The 19,467-nt window shown below is 67.2% G+C and carries 3 protein-coding genes and 1 pseudogene; all 4 read left to right on the top strand.

All coding sequences use genetic code 11. The annotated features are described in order from the left end of the window. A pseudogene (locus ACWDV4_RS28950) lies at positions 1–924 on the top strand (hypothetical protein); the annotation flags it as partial. Positions 925–936: 12 nt separating this feature from the next. Continuing rightward, positions 937–1,377, top strand: coding sequence for a YbaB/EbfC family nucleoid-associated protein (locus tag ACWDV4_RS28945; RefSeq protein ID WP_449985157.1), 441 nt, complete (start codon positions 937–939; stop codon positions 1,375–1,377). Further along, positions 1,370–1,693, top strand: a complete 324-nt coding sequence (locus ACWDV4_RS28940; protein WP_449985154.1) for a hypothetical protein — start codon at positions 1,370–1,372, stop codon at positions 1,691–1,693. The genes ACWDV4_RS28945 and ACWDV4_RS28940 overlap by 8 nt, the downstream gene beginning before the upstream one ends. 89 nt (positions 1,694–1,782) lie before the next feature. Continuing rightward, on the top strand, positions 1,783–19,419 hold the full coding sequence (locus tag ACWDV4_RS28935) for a WXG100-like domain-containing protein (RefSeq protein ID WP_449985151.1): 17,637 nt from the start codon (positions 1,783–1,785) through the stop codon (positions 19,417–19,419). Positions 19,420–19,467 lie beyond the last annotated feature (48 nt).

Raw genomic sequence — 19,467 nt, 5'->3', positions numbered from 1 at the left:
AACAGCGGCACGGCCGACATCAACAGCCTCCTCAACAAGAGCGGCAGCACCGGAACCGGAAGTAACAGCGGCACGGCCGACATCAACAGCCTCCTCAACAAGAGCGGCAGCACCGGAACCGGAAGTAACAGCGGCACGGCCGACATCAACAGCCTCCTCGGCAACAACACCGGCACCGGCACAGGCGTCGGCAGCGGCATCGGCATCGGCATCGGCGGTCTGCCCAACTTTTCCAGTGGCCTGAACGGTAAGCCCACCAACAACAACGGGTCCGCCTCGTCGGATACGGAGCCCACCACGGGCGGCGAATTCGACGAGGCCCCGAAGCCCGTCGACAGCCTTCCCAGTTTCGGCAACCCCAGCACCGGCGGCAGCTTCCCCAGCTTTGGCAACCCCGGCACCGGCGGCAGCCCGGGGCTGGGTGTTCCGGGCGCCGACAGCAGCAGCGACGACTTTTTCGGCGACACCCCCGGCTCGTACACCGAACTCGACGACATCAGCGGTACCGGTAGCGCCAGGGCTGCCCACGCCTCTGCCAACAAGATGATGATCGGCCCCCTGGGCTCGGCGCAGGCCAGCGTCGGCGGAAGCGGACTCAGCCTGATTCCGGTGGCCGGAGCTGGTCAGGTTGGGTCGAACGGCGCAGCCGGGGCGTTCGGTCCGGCCGGTGGTTACCCGCCCATGATGCCGCCGATGGGCGGCATGGGCGGTAACCAGCAGGCGAAGGAGCGCGAACGCACCACCTGGCTGGCCGAGGAGGAGGAGGTCTGGGGCACCGATCCCGACGTCGCACCCGGGGTCATCGGCCGCGACGAGATTCCGGAGCCGGTGGTCGGCAGCAGCCCGTGGTCGCCGACCACGCAGCAGACGGCCGGTTCCCCGTACGGCCGAAGCAGCGGTCAGCCGGTCCGTCGCACCAACTGAGAGGAACCCGAGATGTCCAGTCCACTGCACGACCGGATCGACCAGGCGTACGCCGAGTTCGAGGAGAAGAAGTCTGCTATCGGCGACATCGAGCGACAGATGGCTTCGGCGCAGACGACGGTGACGGCCAAGAACCGGGCGCTCACCGTCCATGTGGACGGCCGGGGCGACCTTGTGGAGGTCAAGTTCCCGACGAACGCCTACCGCACGATGGCTCCGGCGGAGTTGGGCAACCTCCTGGTGGAGACCGTAAAGGCGGCGCGTGAGGAGGCTCGGGAGAAGGCAACGAGCCTGTTCGAGTCGATCCTGTCCCCGGGGCTACCGCTGGCCGGCCTGATCAAGGGCACGACAAATGCCGACCAGATGTTCGACGACGCGATGCGCTCGATCCGCGAGGCGTTCGGCGGCGGGCGCGCCCCGGCCAGTGGCGAGTCGGGGGTGCGCCGTGGCTGAGCTCGGTGCCGACACTGATTTGTTGCGCGGCGCCAAGCTTGAGCCGGCACAACGCGAGATGCTCTCGGTGGAACGGAAGTTCGCCTCCGCCGTCGCACAGAACAACCCACCCGGCAAAGTCCGTGCCGAGATCGACCAGCAGATCCATGAGGGTCTCGACGGCCAGATCGAGCTGGTCAGATCGATCATCGAGGGCATCGCGCGGATCGCCCGCGGGGATTCCGGCGACGTCGACGGTCTCCGGGAGATCCTCTCCCGCGCCGAGGAGTCGAACACCGACCTGGCGACGCACAACGACGGCAACGTAAAACACTGACCGGCAACGGGCCGCCCCGCCGGCCCTGACAGGTGTACCGGGGTCACACCGAGCGGGTGTGCCCCCTCGATCGAGGAGGTGGTACCGCAGTGGACATCGAGATGTCGGACGAGGCGGCCGCCTTCCTCCGCTGGCTCACCGGCGAGGAGTTCCCCGGCACAAACCCGGACAAGCTTCGTGCAATCGCTGCAGCGTTCGGCGGAGCCGCCGACGGCGTCGACCATGTCACGCCACTTATCGCCGCCGGCGTCAACGCGATCCGCTCGGGGGTGACGGGCGACTCCGAGCAGGCCTTCGTCGACACCATGAAGGACTTCCTCGGTGAGGACGGCTACCTCGCTGTCGCGTCCCGGTACGTGCGGCGGATGGGCGACGAACTCCACAACACCGCAAACCAGGTCGAGTACGCCAAGCTGATGATCCTCCTCTCGGTGATCCAGCTAATGATCGAGGTCGCCATCGCGTTCGCGATCGCCTGGCTCTTCCCCGGGGTCCTCCAGCAGCTCGCCATGCGGCTACTGGTGGAACGGCTGATGATCTCCAGATGGCTCGCCCAACTCCTCTACGCGGTGGCGGTCAGCCAACTCGTGGGGGTCGGACTCCAGGTTCTCATGGACGTCATCGCGCAGACCATCATGATTGCGGAGGGCCACCAGAAGGACTGGAACTGGGGCCAGACCCGCAAGGCCGCCGAGATCGGAGCTTGGATCGCGGCCGTCGGACTCGTCCTCGGGTTTGGCGGCAACGCCCTCACTGCCAAGCTCTTGGGCAAGGGCCCACACCCACTGCCGGGGAGTGGCAACGCCATAAACCCGCAGAAGGGTGCCACGGGCCTTCCCACTCCCAGCACCATCAGGAACAAGGAACTCCCCCCGTCAACCACCGCCAAGAGACCAGACACCCCGATCCCGAATTCCGCAAAGAGCCCGAACGCGTCACCACCCAATTCCGTGCCGAGTCGCACCATCGGCGAGGGCAGCAGGTCACTGATCGGGCAGTCCCTCCACGAGGGTGCGACCGAGATGATCGGCGAGGGTACGTACGGCCTCATCACCGGTGAGGGCTGGGAGTGGAGCAACTCGCCCTACGCCTTCTCTTCCGGTGCCGTCTCCGGGCTGCTCGGTGGACTCGGCACCATGGCCGGGACACACCTGCGGTCGGAGACGCACGGATTGGACGGCGTCGACGGCATGTCGTCGGCGGGACGAGGCACATCAACGGGCGGCACGACCCCGCCCTCGGACGAACCCCTGCCGGCGTACGAGCCATCTCCACCGTCGTACGAGGAGGCGACCGCGCCGCCCGCGAGCACTGCGGTCACCGGTCCGACGCCGGCAGTTGACGGGGCCGCCGCCCCCGGCGATACCACCACCCACACCGACGCCCCCGGCGGTGCCACCACCGACACCGATACCACCGGCGATACCACGACCACCGGGGCGCGACCGACTGTTCGGGAGGGCGACGACGGTATCTCCGCGCTCGCACCACACTCGACCCCTTTGGCCGTCGACCCGCAGCAAACTGGTGAAGGTGTGGCCGACCCGGTGGAAGGGGCGGACAGTCCGCCCGCCGTCGGCGGGTCGTGGAGCATCGCTCCCTCCACCGGTATAGCGACATCCGCACCAATCGGCGGCGGGCCGGTCGGCGGCGCGCCGGCCGGTGCCGGACCAGCCGGTACCAGCTCAGCGGCTGCCGCCAACCCCACCGCCGCCACCCGCTCAGCAGTCGAGCCCAGCCCGGTACGGGAGGCCTCCTTCGGAGGCGGACCTGACAGGTCCGACGCGGACGGAGGCCCGACCAGAGCCGACGATCCGTTCCGTACGTCCGCCGAGGTGCCGCCCGCCGTCGACAGCCCACTCGGGTCGGACAGCCCTGCCCACAGCTTGAGCGAGGTACCAGCTTCCGGCGGGCAAAACACTCTTCCTTCGCCGAGTACCGCCGATCACTCCGTCGCACAGCATCCTGTCGGGGGCGACACGATCGCGGTGGAGCGCCATGGCCCCCCCGCTCACCACACCACGCGCCAGGCACCACTGCTCGGATCCCAGCCGGCCGTACGGCTCGACCGCGATGGCCTGGAGCGACTGGTCGACGAGGTCGCCGCCCGCGTCCGTCCAGAACCCGACCACCGGGACTCGCTGCCCGATCCGGGGCTCTGCGTGGATCTGCTGAGCGACATCCAGCGCTCGCTCTACCCGTCGCGGGCACCGATCGCCCGCGCCCTGACGACCACCGACGATCTGGTCGTCGGCACCGGCCATGTGGCGGACCGGCTCGGCGGCGGTGCACGGTGGCGGCACATCTCGTCCTGGGCGGACGTCGAGCGGGCAGTAACGTCGGCGGGGCCCGGCAGCACCGCGCTTGTCCTGTGGCAGCAGCCAGGTAGGTCAGTCGCGTCAGGGCTGGACGGGTCCGCCGGGAAGAGCCACGACATCGGTCACGCCTTCGGCCTGCACCACACCACCGACCCACACCGACCGCTGCAGTGGATGGAACCGCAGAACCCGCGGGGACGCCGGCTCGTCACCAGCGACGACCTGGGCTCCCCGATCCACGCGCGGGTGGTCGTCCTCGACGCGAGTGGCAGTGAGGTACCCGTCGGCGAGTCGCCACGAGCCGAAGGGTTCAGCCCCGACGCGCCCCTCCCCGTGCTGCTGCCGTCCGGCCGGGAGTCCGAATCCGTCGCCCGGTCGATCGTCGACACACCCACGGATCGTCGCTACGGTGCTCCGCACACCAGGGCGGAAGCGCAACGACACCCCATCGCGCCTCCCGCCGATGTGCCGGAAGACGTGGACCTTGAGTCCGATGGCGAAGACTTTCCGGAGCCGGAGGAGATCGAGCCGACGCTGTGGAAGACGCCGGTCGAGCTGCACCAAGTCGGCCTTCTCGAGGTCGTCCCCGCTCCGGACGGCACGGCGACGCCCTCCGCCTCCGATCATCTCGGTGCGGCTGCGGCAACGACGAGCATTCGATGGATCCAGAATCAGATCCATGCGGCGACGACCGACCACGTGATGGGCGCTCTCCTCGCCGCCGAGCCACTGGCGAGTCCGCCGCTGCTCGCCGTGGAGATCGAGATCGCTCTCCCGCCGCCGTCCGCAGCCGAGACGACGCAGGCCCGCAAAGCGCGAGAGAGGGATCTCGAGGCGTGGCTGACGAGCCAGGTGAACCTGCGGCTCCACCTCGGTCTGACCCGCTGGGCGCAGCGTCAGCCACTGCCAACGGTCGTCCCGAGGGCCCAGGTGCAGTCCGTGGTGAAGACAGGAACGACGCCGACCGGCCGCCTCCGCCTACGGCGAGTCGAGCCTGTGTCGAAGCCCGTCATCCCCCACGAATTGCGCGGGCAGCGGTCCCTCGTCCGCGGTGACCGGACGATCGAGGTGACGTGGGAGCCGTCCACCGAAGCGCTGACCGAGGAGGCCAGGGCGGAAATCGACCGCCTGGCGACGGAGATCGCCAAGCAGGCCGTGGCGCACCTGCGGTCGCCGCAGCCGCAGCCAAAGGAGTCGGGATTCCCGGACGCCCCGCGCGTCCTGCTGGTCGGGCGGTACGACCAGGCAGCGAGCACCGTCAAAGACGCCAAGAATGATATATGGGCGGCGTACAGAGAACTCCATCTCGCCATCGGCAACGCGGTCCGACAGCAACTCACGAGTGTCAAGGGCGCAGATGCCACGGAGAAGGACACCCAGCAAATCCTCAAGACGATTGTGTACGACAGCGATACCCGACCGGAGACGAGCACCACCCCGGACCAGCCGCTGCCGGTGGAGATCCGGTACACCGCTCCCCGGCGGCTGCCGATCGACGACCGGGAGCACCCGCAGATGGACTACGCGAGCACCTGGCGCCTGAGCCCGGTGTCGACCGAGGGCCCCGGGTGGTGGCGGCTCGACAATCCGGTGCCCGACATCGAGCAGATCGCGCCCAGGCTGCCAGATTGGGCTTTCCGGCAGGTGGACACCGCGCACCCTGACGTGGGGGAGCAGCACGGGCACCCATCGCTCCTCAGCAGTTACTCCGGGGCGGTGCGGTACGACGTGGCCCGCGTCGAGGTCGAACAAACCGACCTCCCCGCCGGGACGGTGACGCAGCCGGTGCGGGTCTTTCGTACCCGCATTTATCTCGACGCCGAGGCCACGGTGCCCGACTTGGACGTCCGGTCGTTGGAAGAGCACACGAAAGCCGCGGTCGAACGGGAGATCAATGGTCGTTTCCGGCTCCCCAACGGCGACCAGTTCCATCTCGTCGTGGAGTTCGTTGGCCGCGAAGACGCGCACCATGTGATCAAGGTGCCGGCGGTCGGCGGAATGGACGCCGCGACCTGGCCGATAAGCGTCCTGAGGGATGCGCCGACCGTCCGGGATGATTCGCTCCTACACGAGATCATGCATCTGCTCGGCCTGCCGGACGAGTACCTGGCCGACGGCGGCGGGAACGACCGCCGCTACAGAACGGCAGTCGTGTTCCGGAACGCGCGCCGGGATCGGTGCGACCCGCGCGGCCCGCGCCGGCCGGACCTGCCACCGGCGTTGATGCAAAACGTCCACAGGGTCGGCGGACCACACATCATCGCGGTCCGACACCTCTGGGAGATCGCGTACGTCCAGGAGAGCAGCACCGTAGCGCCACTCAGCAAGGTGCGCCTCGACGGAGACCATGTCGAGGTCATCCCCGTCGACTGGGGATCGTTCGGGATGCTCCAGGACATAATATTCCGCCAAATGCGCGCGGAGCACTCGGCAAACACCAACGGGCGGTTGGCGGATTATCAGCAGTACGAGCGCGAGGCACACGAAGCCGTCCCCCAGTACGGCAAGAAGGTCTGGGGGCGCACCTTCGTGATGCTACCCACCACGGCGGCCAACCGGCTTATCGGTGGCGAACGGTTCCTGTTGCGGGGCCACGGCGACGACTTCGAATACACCCCGGACGGCTACCAAGTGGTGCTTGTTGACTCCTACAGTTGGGTGATCCACAGCAGCGAGGACGAGCTGAGGTTCATCGTCCCCTCCGAAACGCCGATCGCCCTTCAGGAGGGCGAGTACGGCGTGGCAGCCTACTTCCGGCAGGAACCCGACCCGCCATCCTCATCGGAAAGCGAATCGGAGATACCGTTCGATCTAGCGAATTGGCTTTCGGACTCGTCCGAACCGCCATCCTCATCGGAAAGCGATTCGGGGATACCGTTCGATCTAGCGGATTGGCTTTCGGACTCGTCCGCCTCGGTACCGCCTCCGGCACCGCGCACCCGGCCCCATGACGCCCTGCATACCCGGCCCACCACCCCCGAGGCGGTGCGGCCCGACCCGGAGCGATGGGTCCAGCTCACGGCGGATCTGCGCATCCTCGTCGGCTGGTTGAACAACCCGTTCCTGCTGCCCATGGGCAGCAGGAACGCGGTCGACGGACCGTACAAGGCGGTCCGCGCGAGCCTGGATCACGTCGCCGCCGAATCGGTGGACGTGGCGTGGCGTGAGCGGCTCACGACGCTCCGAGGGCAGTTGGACGTCCTCGGCGGTGCCCTGCGCGACCGTGGCCTGACGGACCCCGAACTTCTCGACAAGCTTCCCGCGCTCGAAGCCCGGCTCGACGATCTCGTCCGGCAGATCGACGACCTCGTTCCCTCGTCGGAGCCGGACCTGATCGAGGTCAGCGACAATCCCGAAAGCCGGAGCACGGACGGGCCGACGCGACCGCGACCGGATGGCTCCGGACGCGACGGGGGGGTCGGGTCCGGTGACGGAAAGGGCCCTGGGCCGGCCCCGGCAATCCCGTCGCATCTCGTCGATGACGCGGCGGCGCGCGAGGCGTACCCGTGGCTGACGCTGGTCAACCCGAGCCGGTCGAACACCAACTGCGTACTGACAGTGATCGTCTCAGACATGAACGCGTCCGAGGGCAGAGATGCCAGTTGGCAGGCCCCGCCCGAGGGCGTTCTACCCGAGGCGCATCTGCTGAACTACCAACGGCAGCAGTTGGGGTTGCCCGATGAGGCGGCACCACCGGTGTACCGGACGGACGTGGATGCCGTACGCGCCGCGATGGAGGCCGCGCCGATTGGGTCACGTGGCGTGCTGCTCGTCCGAGATCCGGCGATGGCGGCTGGCCTGGGCGGGACTTCCCACGCGTTCAACGTCCTGCGCGACGAGCGTGGGGTGGTCCTCCTCGACGGGCAGCGCGGTGGTCTGGCCCGTATGCCGGCGTCCGCCGGGGAGTTGATGTTCCTGCCCCTGCACACGGGCGTCCCACAGTTGGCGAACGCGACGACGGTCGAGCCGGACGAATTGGACGGCGAGGCTGGCGCACCCGCGCGCAGCAACTCGGGATCGGCTTCGCCATGGACGCACCAAGAGCCGCCAACCATCGGGTTCCGACGACAGGAATACGCCGACCAGGTGCTGAACAATCTGCACGCGGCAGGCGGCGAATCCCAGGACCGAAGACGGCATCTAGAGGCGGTCCAAGACGCACTCAACTGGTGGCAGCAGAGCGACTTGGGCGACCGGTTCGATGAGCTCTTCGCCGCGGTCGCCAGTATCGAGGCACTGCTCGGGCTGGGCTCCGGCGGGAGGCCGCCGCTGCTGACGTGGGAAGCCACGGCGACAGTCCTGGTCGGGGCACATACCGCGCAGGACGGCGACCCCGCCGCCCGCACGGGGCGGAGACGCGACCGTCTCGAGATGGCAGCCGACGAGCTGACGCGCCTCCTTGACAACCTGGACGGTCTAGGACACCCCGTGCACGAGGTCGCGGACCTCGTCGGGCTGGTACGGCGCCGCGCTGGTGATCTCCTGCCGACACTGGGGCCTTCTGGTAACAGTTCCCCGGACAACAGCTCCGTGCCGTTCGGGGAGGAACTCCGGCAGGAGTTGGAGGATCAGCTCGCGGTGGTATTGCCGTCGGGTCGGGAAGCGACGGCCGGGCGGGGTGGGCTTGACGATTGTCTGGTCCGGTTGGAAACGGTTCGTCGGGCGTGGTTCGGTGGGCCGGTCACGGTGGATGATGTGCGGTTGGGCACCGGGCGGTTGCAGGACCAGTTGGCGGCTGCTCTCGGTGGTGACTGGCGGCCGGTCGGGCATTCGCTGGATCCTGTCGTGGCCCGGTTGCAGGAGTTGGGTGACAACGCGGCGGCCTTCGTGTTGTTGTCTCCGCCTGCCGGGCCCCGGCACGGAATCGTGCTTCTCGTCCGGCAGGGCGTCGTTTTCGTCGTCGAGACGCAGAATCCTGTGGGACGGAGAGTCTGGGACGGGGTTGACGGCAACGGGCGTCCGGTAGCCCCGCCTTGGCTGCCGGGATTGCTGGGAGCGCGGGTCATCGTTGTCGGTCCTGATGGTGTTGCGGCATCGCTGGTGGGTGATGGGGGCACGTCGAGTGCCACGGGGGCCACCACGGCGAACGCACTTGTCGATCCCGCGTCCGAGTTGCGTTATACGGGCTCGGGCACCGAAAACGAGTTCAGCAACGTTCTCGTCGGCACCCCGGAGTATGCGCTCCCGAGACAGCAAATCGCGCTCGGGCCGTCAGGAACTCAGCTGACGCTCGAGACGAGGACGGTCCACAGCGACGGCAGCGGGCGGTTCTGGAATAGCCGCGGAGATCTGCCGTACGACGTCTATGACACAGAGGAGGAGGAGGCAGACCTGGCCGAGTTCGTCACTCCAGTGACGAGTTCGCTGCCAGGGGAGCAAGGCGCGAACAGGCAATACATCCACCGCGTACGCGCTCAGGTGGAGGCCGCGTTCGACAGAGCACACCGCCGAGGAGACTGGCCCCTGCTCTCAGATATCTTGACGCCGGCAATGGGGTGGCGGGTCAATCCCGATTCGAAAAATGTTCGGGTCGGCCCGCGTCTGATCGGCGGTTGGCGGGGCTCCCTCATGCAATACAACCACGCCCTGCCGCTTGCCGGGGTCGCGAAGTTCCTCGAATTCGTCGCAGCGAATACCTGGCGCACAGCGGAAACCGGCCACCCGCACTGGGCCAAGGAGCATCTATATGACGGACTGCACGTCGGGCTTCAGGTAGCCACCGAGTACCAAAATTGGAAGCGCCACTCGCTGGCGGCCCGAGAAACAGTGGCGCGCCAACCCGACTCGGAGACCGAAACCATCCGCGGCGTCATTGCGCTCCACTACACGACATTCGCCGCCGCCAGTTTCGCGTCGATTCCCATGACTGCGGAGTCCTTCAACGCGAGGGGGATCGAGAAGAACGACGCAGCAGTTCTGTTGCGCAACCAGCCACACGTCGTCTACGCGGCACTTCCCGACCCGGTAAAGACATTCCTGAAGATCCGCGCCGATGACATAAAGGAAGAATTCAAGCGGCAGCTTGTCCGGCGGGCCAACGTGCAGCCAGACGAAGTAGAGGACAACTGGTACGCGCTTTACGGCGACCATATGCGCTCTGCCCTGGGGCAATCCCGCAATTTTCCGCAACGCTCCGAATACCATCTGCTCGCCATGACTACTGTTCCTATCGACACCAGAATGTCACTGCCGAGGGTCGTCGTCGAGGTCCGAGCCTACAAAGCCCGGGCAGTGGACGCGGAAAAGGCGGAGTTGTACGCGGAGGAAATTGTCGCTCGGGAGGTTGATGCGTACCGTTATGCCCTGAACCTGGAAGCGGCGGCTTCGGGCGGTCCCAGCACCGGATTCGGTCCCGCACCCGGCTACGGTCCCGCACCCGGCTACGGCGGTGGTCGAGGTGGCGCGCAGGGGGTGGGCCCTTCGAACCCGCCGACTTCCCACCCCGGATGGCCGTATCCGGGCAGGTCGTATCAGGGGGGTGACGGATTCTTCCTGGGGCGCGCGGACGTGAGCAGTGAGTTGCCATCGGTGGCGCGGCTTGCCACCGAGGACGGGAGATGGTTCGCCGACGACGCCGAGGTGCTGCTGCGTCAGGTGCCGGAGTTGCGTAACGGGTGGGCACTGCTCGCCGACAGTGAATTGGCCCAGATCACGGGACGTGACATGCTCGCCGCCGGGGCGAGCATTCCGGTGGCGGTGCACCCGTCCGGCGACGGGGTCCGCGTACCCGTACGCACGGACGACGGCATCCGCGAGGTCCGGATGAGCGCCGAGCAACTCGCCCGGATGCTGGCCGGACGGCTGCCAGAAGAGGCCACCACGATCGCCCTGCTCTCCTGCTCCGCCGGGGCACTCTCCACCGGGTTCGCCAAACAGTTCGCCATCGCAACGAAACGAGACGTCATCGCCCCACGCAGCGACATCTTTCTCGACCCACAGGTCGGACTCACCACCACCGAGGGGAAGAGTTGGGGGCTCTTCCAGCCCGACAATTCCACCTGGGATGTCGTCAACGACACCATCAACGATACCGAGGACGGCAGGGCGAGGCCCTTCGACGGACTGGCCGCGCTCCCCCACCAGACAAAGCCCAACACCCATAACAGCCACAACGACAACCCGACCCGCATACCGGAAGAACCACCTGGGCAGAATGCCGAGACGGTGCCGCCACGAGCGCGACGGGTACTACGCAAGCCGCGGCCAACACCGACACCTCCCGAACGACAGGTGCTGCGCAAGCCAGTACCAGCGGCGGCGGCACACCCGCGCGGGCCCGCACCTCGGCACGTGCCGGACCGTCGGTTGCACCCTCCCGCGCTCATATCACTAAAGCCGACGCACCACCCCCGAACCGACGCCGAGCCGGTGCCGGCGTCCATCCTCTGGCCCAAACCACATGAGGTACGACAGCGGTTGGCGGCCATGCCTGCGGCCGAGCGGGGCAGATACCAGCGATGGGCGCACGAGGTCATCGCGGAGCGACAGCGGCAGCCCGGCGTCCTCACCTCTGCGGATCGCACGAAACGTGCCGAGCTCGTCGATCGGGTGGTCCACCTGCTACGCGGCAGCAGCCACCTTGAGGGAAGCGAATCCGAGAACCTCGCCGGCAACTTCATCGACCAGTTTTTGCGAGAGGGCCCGGTTCCCCTGCGCGCACCTCAATTCGACAAAGCGCGCGATTCTCTGCTCACCTTCAATCCCGGTGCCACGCAGCTTTCCTGGGATCAGCTCTCCGAACTGGACGCCGGCATCCGCTCCATAGCGGCTGAGTCGGCCCGGCGCGTCGAGAGCGGGCTACCAGAACTCATTCTGCACGTGGAGATCGGGCCGGGTAGACCGACCCGGTTACTCGACCGACTCACCGAACGGATGCGTGCACTGCTGCCTGGGCGACACCAGGCAGGTGGCGGGCCGGCCCGGCGAATGGCCAAATCCCGATCGGCGGAGATCCGGGCAACCATCAAGAAGCTGCTCGCAAAACACGACCCGGCGAAGAATATCGTGTTCGATGAAGAAACCGCGATACGCATCGCGGACGCACCAGTGCCGAACGCGGGGCCGTTCGGCAGCGGACCGAGTCACCATTTCGCACGGATCTGGGCCGAGGTGCGGGCGACCGAGTTCGATCACGTCGATCACGGCAAGTTGAATGCCGAAGGAGGTAGGCCGCGCGGGTGGAGAGTGGAGGCGCCGCCCGCTCTGAGAGGAAGCGCCGCAGAGCAGGTCAGCGATGAACGCATCTGGGCCGCCCGGCCGGGAGCGCTCGAACGCCAGGTCGCGGCAGCCCTCGATGGTTTCGGGCTGCGTGCCGTGGTTCCGTCTGAGCCCACCGTCTTCGCCGCCGTCGCCACCACCCTCGCCCAACACGGGCTTCCGGTCGGTAACGACCTGTTGGGGGAGATCGGCAAAATGCTGCGGGCCGAGCTTTCGGCCAACGATCCCCGACACCCCCGAATCGGATTGGACCCCACCGACAACTCCGCCGCTGACGATGTGACCACCTGGATCGACGCCGGCATGCCGCAGGATCGGGTGCCCCCGGCGATCCTGGCCACGCTTGACCTCGGCGACGCACCAAACCCTGGTCTCCAGGCGCTGCTCACACTCATCGCCAAGCGGATCAGCCGCCCGGTCGGTCTGCTCCTCCCCGACGGCGAGACCATCTTCACCCGCGTCAACGGCACCGCTTCCGACGCCCTGATACTGGTGGCGACCACCGACCACGAGATACTGGCAACCACGCCCCACAGCACCACGCCTGCACTGTTGACGGACGACGCCAGCCAGGTCCTGGTCTTGAGCGAGGCCGACGCGCACGGAAGCATGCCTAGCGATGTCGCGACGTTCGACGTGCTGCATGAGTTCCTACAGGATGTCGGCGGCGCGTCCGACGTGCCCATCTCGGTGTTCAGGGAATTCGCCGATTCGTTGCCGAAGGCACTGCGCGGCGCCGGCACGGCCACCGACGTCCTTGCCGATCTGCTCGACCGTATCCCGACGGTCGCTGCGGCCTCCGCCTTGCCGTCCCCGCCCACCCCGGCGAGTGGGAGTCCCCCGACGGCGGTAGGCCGGCTCACCGATTTCCAAAACGGTTGGCTGGCCGAGGCGGGTGCCGAGGCGGTGTGGATTGAGCCGGGCCCGGACTCGTTCTTCGAGGCCCTGCGTTTGTCGGCGGGGTACGGCCAACAGCGGCTGTCCGGGCTCGCCAGGTGGCCCGCGCCGAAGCTGCGCCGCGCGTTTGCCGCACTGCTACAGGCGGACCTCGTGGCATCGGGTGGCACCGCCGTTCCTCTGCTGAATCTCACGTCGCAGATCCTCGCGCCCCGTCGTGGCCAGGTATTGGAATGGATCAGGGAGCTCGCCACGACCGGAGTCGCCGCATCCGGACGCACACCGGCGCGTGTCGCGCGGGCCCTCGTGCGGGTCTTCGGGGTCCGGGTGGAACTGATCCATTCCGACCGAGTCGAGGTCATTTCCGGTGAGGTCCCCACCGAACTGGCCGACGCGCAGGTAGTGCGTCTGGTGGTGACCGCGGATGGCCACGTGATGCCGACCGTGTCAGTGCCCAATCAACACCCGGTGAGCCGCCACCCGGCGAACGCCGACAGCCCAGCAACCGACGCGATCACGGAGGTACTGCGGGACGTGCGGCCGGAGGTGCCCGCCGGTCACATCACCGACGACTCGGCACCGACCTCGGTAGGTGTTCCGCCGCCGGGCTCGATCGCGTACACCATTGGCATCCCCCACCGGACCCTGCCGCACCTCGACAAGGTCGCTGAGCGCATCGTCGAACTGGTACGCGACCGTGGCGCGACGATGCCGGAACGCGAGCGGGCCGTGCTCCCCTCTCGCCTGCTCAGCAACTACCGGGAGCTCGTCAGCGGTGGCCATCTCGTCCAGGCCGGCAAAGTCGAATTGCTGGTCCAGCTCAACCCCACCGAGGCGGCCCTGGCACCGAATCCGGCCAGCGCGCACCCCGGGCGTCCCGCAGTCGACGACGAGGACGCCGTCAACGACTGGGGCACCGACGACGGTGGCGAGACCGCTAGGGACACCCCCTTACTGGCCAAGTCCAATGCGAACAAGGAAAAGGAAAAGATCTTCCACGCCAACCAGGCGACCAACGGCGGCTTCAACACAGGTGGAAACTCCCACACGAACAACGGGCAGGCGGGCGCGCTGCGGGGAGCGCTCGGAATCGGCGTCGGGATCGGCCTCATGCCGAGGGTGCCGGGCGTACGGTTCGGCGTCACCATCACCGGCACGGCCAACAAGGTCGACCGCAGCACCACCGCGGTGCTGGACGCCGAATCAGGACGGGTGGAGGACAACCGGATCGACTCGACGATAGTGTCGTACACGCCGAACTGGACGCTGCGGGTACGGACCGACGACACCGCATGGGCGACCATCCAGCCGGAGTGGTCTAGTGCGCAGCAGCACGCGGCCGGTCAGGATCGCATGGAGGTCTGGATCCCCGACCACTACCTGCAGAGCCAGGAGCCACAGGTGGTCGCGGCAGAACCTACCGCCACCGACGGCTCATTGCTCCGCGACTTCAACGACAGACAGAACCGGATTCCCGACACCTACTTCGCCACCGGCCTGACCGGCCTGCCAGAGCTCTACGACCACATCGTGCACGGGCTGCGGGACAGCGGCCTGAACCTCGCCATGGACGGTCCGAAGCGACGCGAACTCCGGCAGGCCCTCTGGAAGCTGCCCATCAACCTCGACTCGGCGATCAACCAGCGCGATGGCTATCGGATCACACTGCACGACCGTCACGGGAATGCGGTGGCGGTGGTGAAGATCCACAGCATCCGCCAAGGGCAGGAAATCGAACGGGTCGGGGCCACCAGTAACAAATCCCACCTGGAGCGGGTGAGCACCGCCATCGTGGGGCACAACGGTGGCTTCAGCCTCACCAACCAGAGCGAGTTGCGGGTCACCGGCGAAGTGAACTTATCGCCCGTACCGGGACTGGTGCTGGGGCCGAGTATCGGCGGCGGCTGGACCTGGACCAACCAGGACACGATCAAGGCCGGACGGACGGGAATATGGGTGCACGTCTCGCGCTACGCCGGACGTACCGCCGGGTACCGGGTGCCGCTGACGCACACAGCCTCCATCTCCGTGACGACGCGACCCAAGGACGAGCCGAGGACCACCCCGGTTGTCAGTGGAACCGTCCTGCTCCGTCTTCCGGAGCCGGACGCGTTCGCGCACGGCTTCCCGGTCGACCGCACCGCGCTCCGGCAACCACCGCCGGACGAAACGCCAGAGGCGGTGCCCTACAACCTGGACCAGATCAATGACGGGAGCAAGCCCGCGCGTGCCCTGGATCAGGTGATGCTGCCGCATCACGTGGCGCTGGGCCGGGGTATCGGCACGGGCCTGGTAAGGGTCGACGACGACGTCGCCGAGCAGCTACGTAGTCAGGTGCTGGCAGAGTTGGGCGCCACCGGGTACATCCCACCCAATGCGGGACGTCCGTTCTCGGTCAACCCCAAACTCGGTGCGGACGTGCGGATCGGTACCAACAGCCGGTTGGCGAACCTCTTCCAGATAGAAAAATTCATTTCCAGTAACGCCTTTTCCGCCTACTACGACCAGCTCCACCAGGACGGCCTGTCGTTCGAGCTACGCGGCGATCCCGGGGACGGGCGGCTACGCCTGGCTCGGGTGACCGTCAGGGCATCGCAGAACTCCGAGGATCTGCGCCGCCTCGGTGCAGACGGCAACTCCGCTTACCTACGGCGTCGGACGGGCGAATACCACCTCGTGAATCTGTCGATCGGTGGCAGCTCCGGCTCGTACACCACGAGTGGGTCGAAGACGCTTGCCGTCGGTCCCCGGTTCTCGGCCGGACCGAGGCTGTTGCAGACCTGGGGGGTCGGGGCCGAGTACACCTACAGCATCGGTGCCGCGCAGACCGCCGGCCGCCTACTCAACGAGCCCCAACTGTTGGAGTACCCGGGCGACGTGGACGAGTTCAGGCTGCCAAGCACGTTCGAGGTGCACATCGAATACGACCACCCCCGGCGTCGGCCCGCACCGAGCGATGGGGCTCGGCCGGACTCCCACGACCGCCGTACCTGGCGCAGCCGCTCGGTGACGGGCACGTCGACGGTCCATCTCGTGCCCGGGATCAACACGCAGCCCAACGCCGCGGAGCCGACCGGTCCGCCCACCGATCTAAGGGTGATCGAGCACGCCGTCATCTACCACGTGGACGCCACCGGCCTGCTCGATGCGGCACGTGCGCTCCAGCCCACGCTCACCGAGCCGGGGCGCCCGGCCGACGGGGAGGTGGCAAACTTCGTCAGCACGGTGGCGGTGCGCTCCTACCTGAAGGAGATTCTGCACGACGAGTACACATCCGAGAACTTCTTCACTTCCGGGTTCTTCGGCCACAAGCAGGGCGCACTCGGTGTGCACGGCGCGCTCGGTGCGAGCACCTTCGTGGGTGCCACCACCGACCAGTTCACCTCCGGTCTGATCAAGCTGCACCTGTCGCAGGCGTCGCACTCGCGCAACACCGCTCACGGCTTCAAGCTCTCGGCCGACGGCAAGCTCCGGGTGCCGTTGACCGACGTCGACAATTTCGCCGCGGTCCAGGGCCAGGCCACCGGCTGGGTCCGCTACGGCCGAAACGCGTCGAAGTCGATGTCCCACAGCGGGGGCAAGGAGCTCCTCGAACTGGACTTCCACCGAGCGTACGCCTTTCGCACCACCGTCGACTTCACCGTCAGCGGAGTACGGGAATCCCACGGGAAGCTACGGCCCACCTCGGTAGACCGGCCCGATTCGCGACGCGTAGAGGGCCGTGAGATGGTCTACCTGCTCCCGGAGCCGGAGGCGCTGGGCCGGTACGGCGAGCGCCTCCTACCCATCGACCACAGCCAGTTGATGGACGCGCTGCGGCGGTGGGAGGACGGCGACGGGAAGCCCACGGAGCGACTGGAACTCAGTGCCCAGGTGGTCCGCGCCGTACTGGATCGGATGGACAGCGAGTCACAGCACCTGGTAAATGACCCGCACCGGGATAAGCGGGAGGCGTTGCGGAAGAGGCTGGAGGACCGGACCCACGACGCGCTCGACAACCGGCTCACCGAACTGGGGTTGGACAGTGCGGACAAGCTGAACATCCCCGACTACCTGCGGCCCGGCGCCCCCGTCACGCTGGGACACAGCGGCATCCACTCGTTGACGTTCTACCGCTCCACCGAACCCGCCACGCGTGAGCCGATCCGCCCTATCGAAATCCTGCGGGAGGCGATCGAGACGGCGGTTCCGGGGCTGCTCGGCGCGCACCGTTCGCACTGGACGCCGAACAGCGCCGATCGCAGCGGCCCGGAGATGTGGTTTCGCCGCGTCGTGGGCGAAAAGGTCGTCATGGGGAGTCTTGTCGGTGGCCTGGACTACCTCGACAGTCTGTTCTCCAGCGCGCGCCTGCATGCGATGACCGACGACCTCCTACAGGGCACCAAGTTCTACCTGGTCAACCGGATCGGCGCGCTGCTGGCCGAGGTGGTGGAGATCGACCTTCGCCTGACGCTGACATCAGCTCCGCAGGTATTCGACTTCGTCCCGAAGACCGGCATCGAGAACTACAGTCACGCCCACACCGCACAAAGCTCCACCCGGTCGCGAGGCATCTCCAGTGGTTTCACGCCGCTGAAGTCGGACCTCGGCGGGGCGCAGAGCACGGCGAACACCAGTGGTGCCGTAGAGGTCAACTACTCCGGCGGACGCACCTCCGGGATCACCCAGGCCCACCAGAGCAGCGAGGAACAGACCATATACGCCTGGAAAGCGCACTACCTCTTCAGGTCGAAGGTCTCCTTCAGCGTCGAGGTCGTCCGCCTCAACATGCCGAGTCGGCCGCTGAACAATTTCCTCACCGACCTCTACCGGCATGTCACCGGCCGGGCCGAGCCGGTGCGGCGCACCTACCACGGCGAGATGGTGCTCAAGCTCCCGCACAGCATCGCCGAGGCGCGGCGGCTGCCCCGCTCCCCCGACGAACCCGACATGAGGCCGCTCACGAGACTGCCGGGCGACAAGTTCATCGTCAGCGCGCGACTCGACGACGCCATCGACGTGGGGTGGGATCTGCTCGGCCGGATATTCGGCACCAAGGCGAACGACGCCACCTTCCGTTCCGCCATCACGCTACAACCGCTGCTGGCCCCGAGCCACCTCACCAATTTCCTGCACAAGGCGGTGGGGGGCCAGACTCACAAACTCGCCGACGACCTGTTCCTGCCCGGCCACTCCAACACCCGCGCCAGCCTGTACCTCGTGGGCAACCTCTACCACCTTGAAGTGCTCTCCGCTGTCGAGGGCAGCGGCACGGGACGATACGCGAAGGACCAGGCCGGCACGAGCGCCAACGCGAACCGCAGTCACCTGCGCGGCACGGTGGCCGCCAGCGCCAGCCAGGGTCAGACACTGGGGGTGAACGATCCCAACCACCTGAGCGAGCCGTGGGGTAAGCACAACGGGTCGATGGACACCTCACTCTCCCGTGTCACGCCCCGCGGCGACGGTATCGGGCAGACGGTGAACTACCGCTACGAGCAGCATGTGAAGCAGCAGGGGCGGCTGTACCTGGTACGGATGCGGTTCAAGGGCCGACTGACGGCGGAACGCTTCGAACACGGCGTCCAGAAGACCAAGATGAGCGGCCGGTTCGTCAGCGACCCGATCGTCGGCCCGGTCTACGCGCAACTGTTCGGCTACGAGGTGGTGGAACTGCTGAAACAGCTCGAGAATGCGCCACAGCCGAAGCCGACGGTCGACCTGAGTCGGTGGCCCCAGCCGGCCCGGCACATTCCCCGCTATTCTCTCGACCAGTTGGTCGTCGGCGCGCGTCGCGTCGCCACGGATCAGCTCTCCATCGCCGAGGAAGTCTCCCGCTATCTCCGGGGTCACACCCGCATCAACCAGATCGTGCTCACCTCCTCACTCGCCCGGCACCTCTACGAGCGGTATCAGCTCGTGGAGGCGTGGGCGATCGATCAACTCGGTTCGCACAAGCCTCGCCGGGCCGAGCAGCTACGTCAGAACCGTGGTGACAACCGCCACCAACTGATCTGGGAGATGGCCGGTATCACTGTGCCGCCACCGGCGCGCCTCGCCCAGCTACGCAGGATCACCACGGAGCTGACTGAGGAGGTGAGGCGCTACGACGCTTCGGCCATCCCACCCGACGGGTTCACCCCCGAAACGTACGATCCCTTGCTCATCGCCCGGCTGATCGCGCACAACCTGGGCCGTTACGTGGAGCTCGACGTGACCCAGGTCGACGGCACGAAGATCCGTTGGCGAATCGCCCCTTCGGGTGACGCGGTATCGGACGACGAGCCAGCCAAGAACACCCCGCCTGCGGCATGAGCGCCGTACGGGAACACCGGTGGAGCCGCTCGCCCCTACACGACAGTC

This window comes from Micromonospora sp. NPDC003197 (assembly GCF_053590565.1).
Note: the sequence above shows the minus strand (reverse complement) of the source record. Positions and strands in the feature narration are given on the sequence as shown.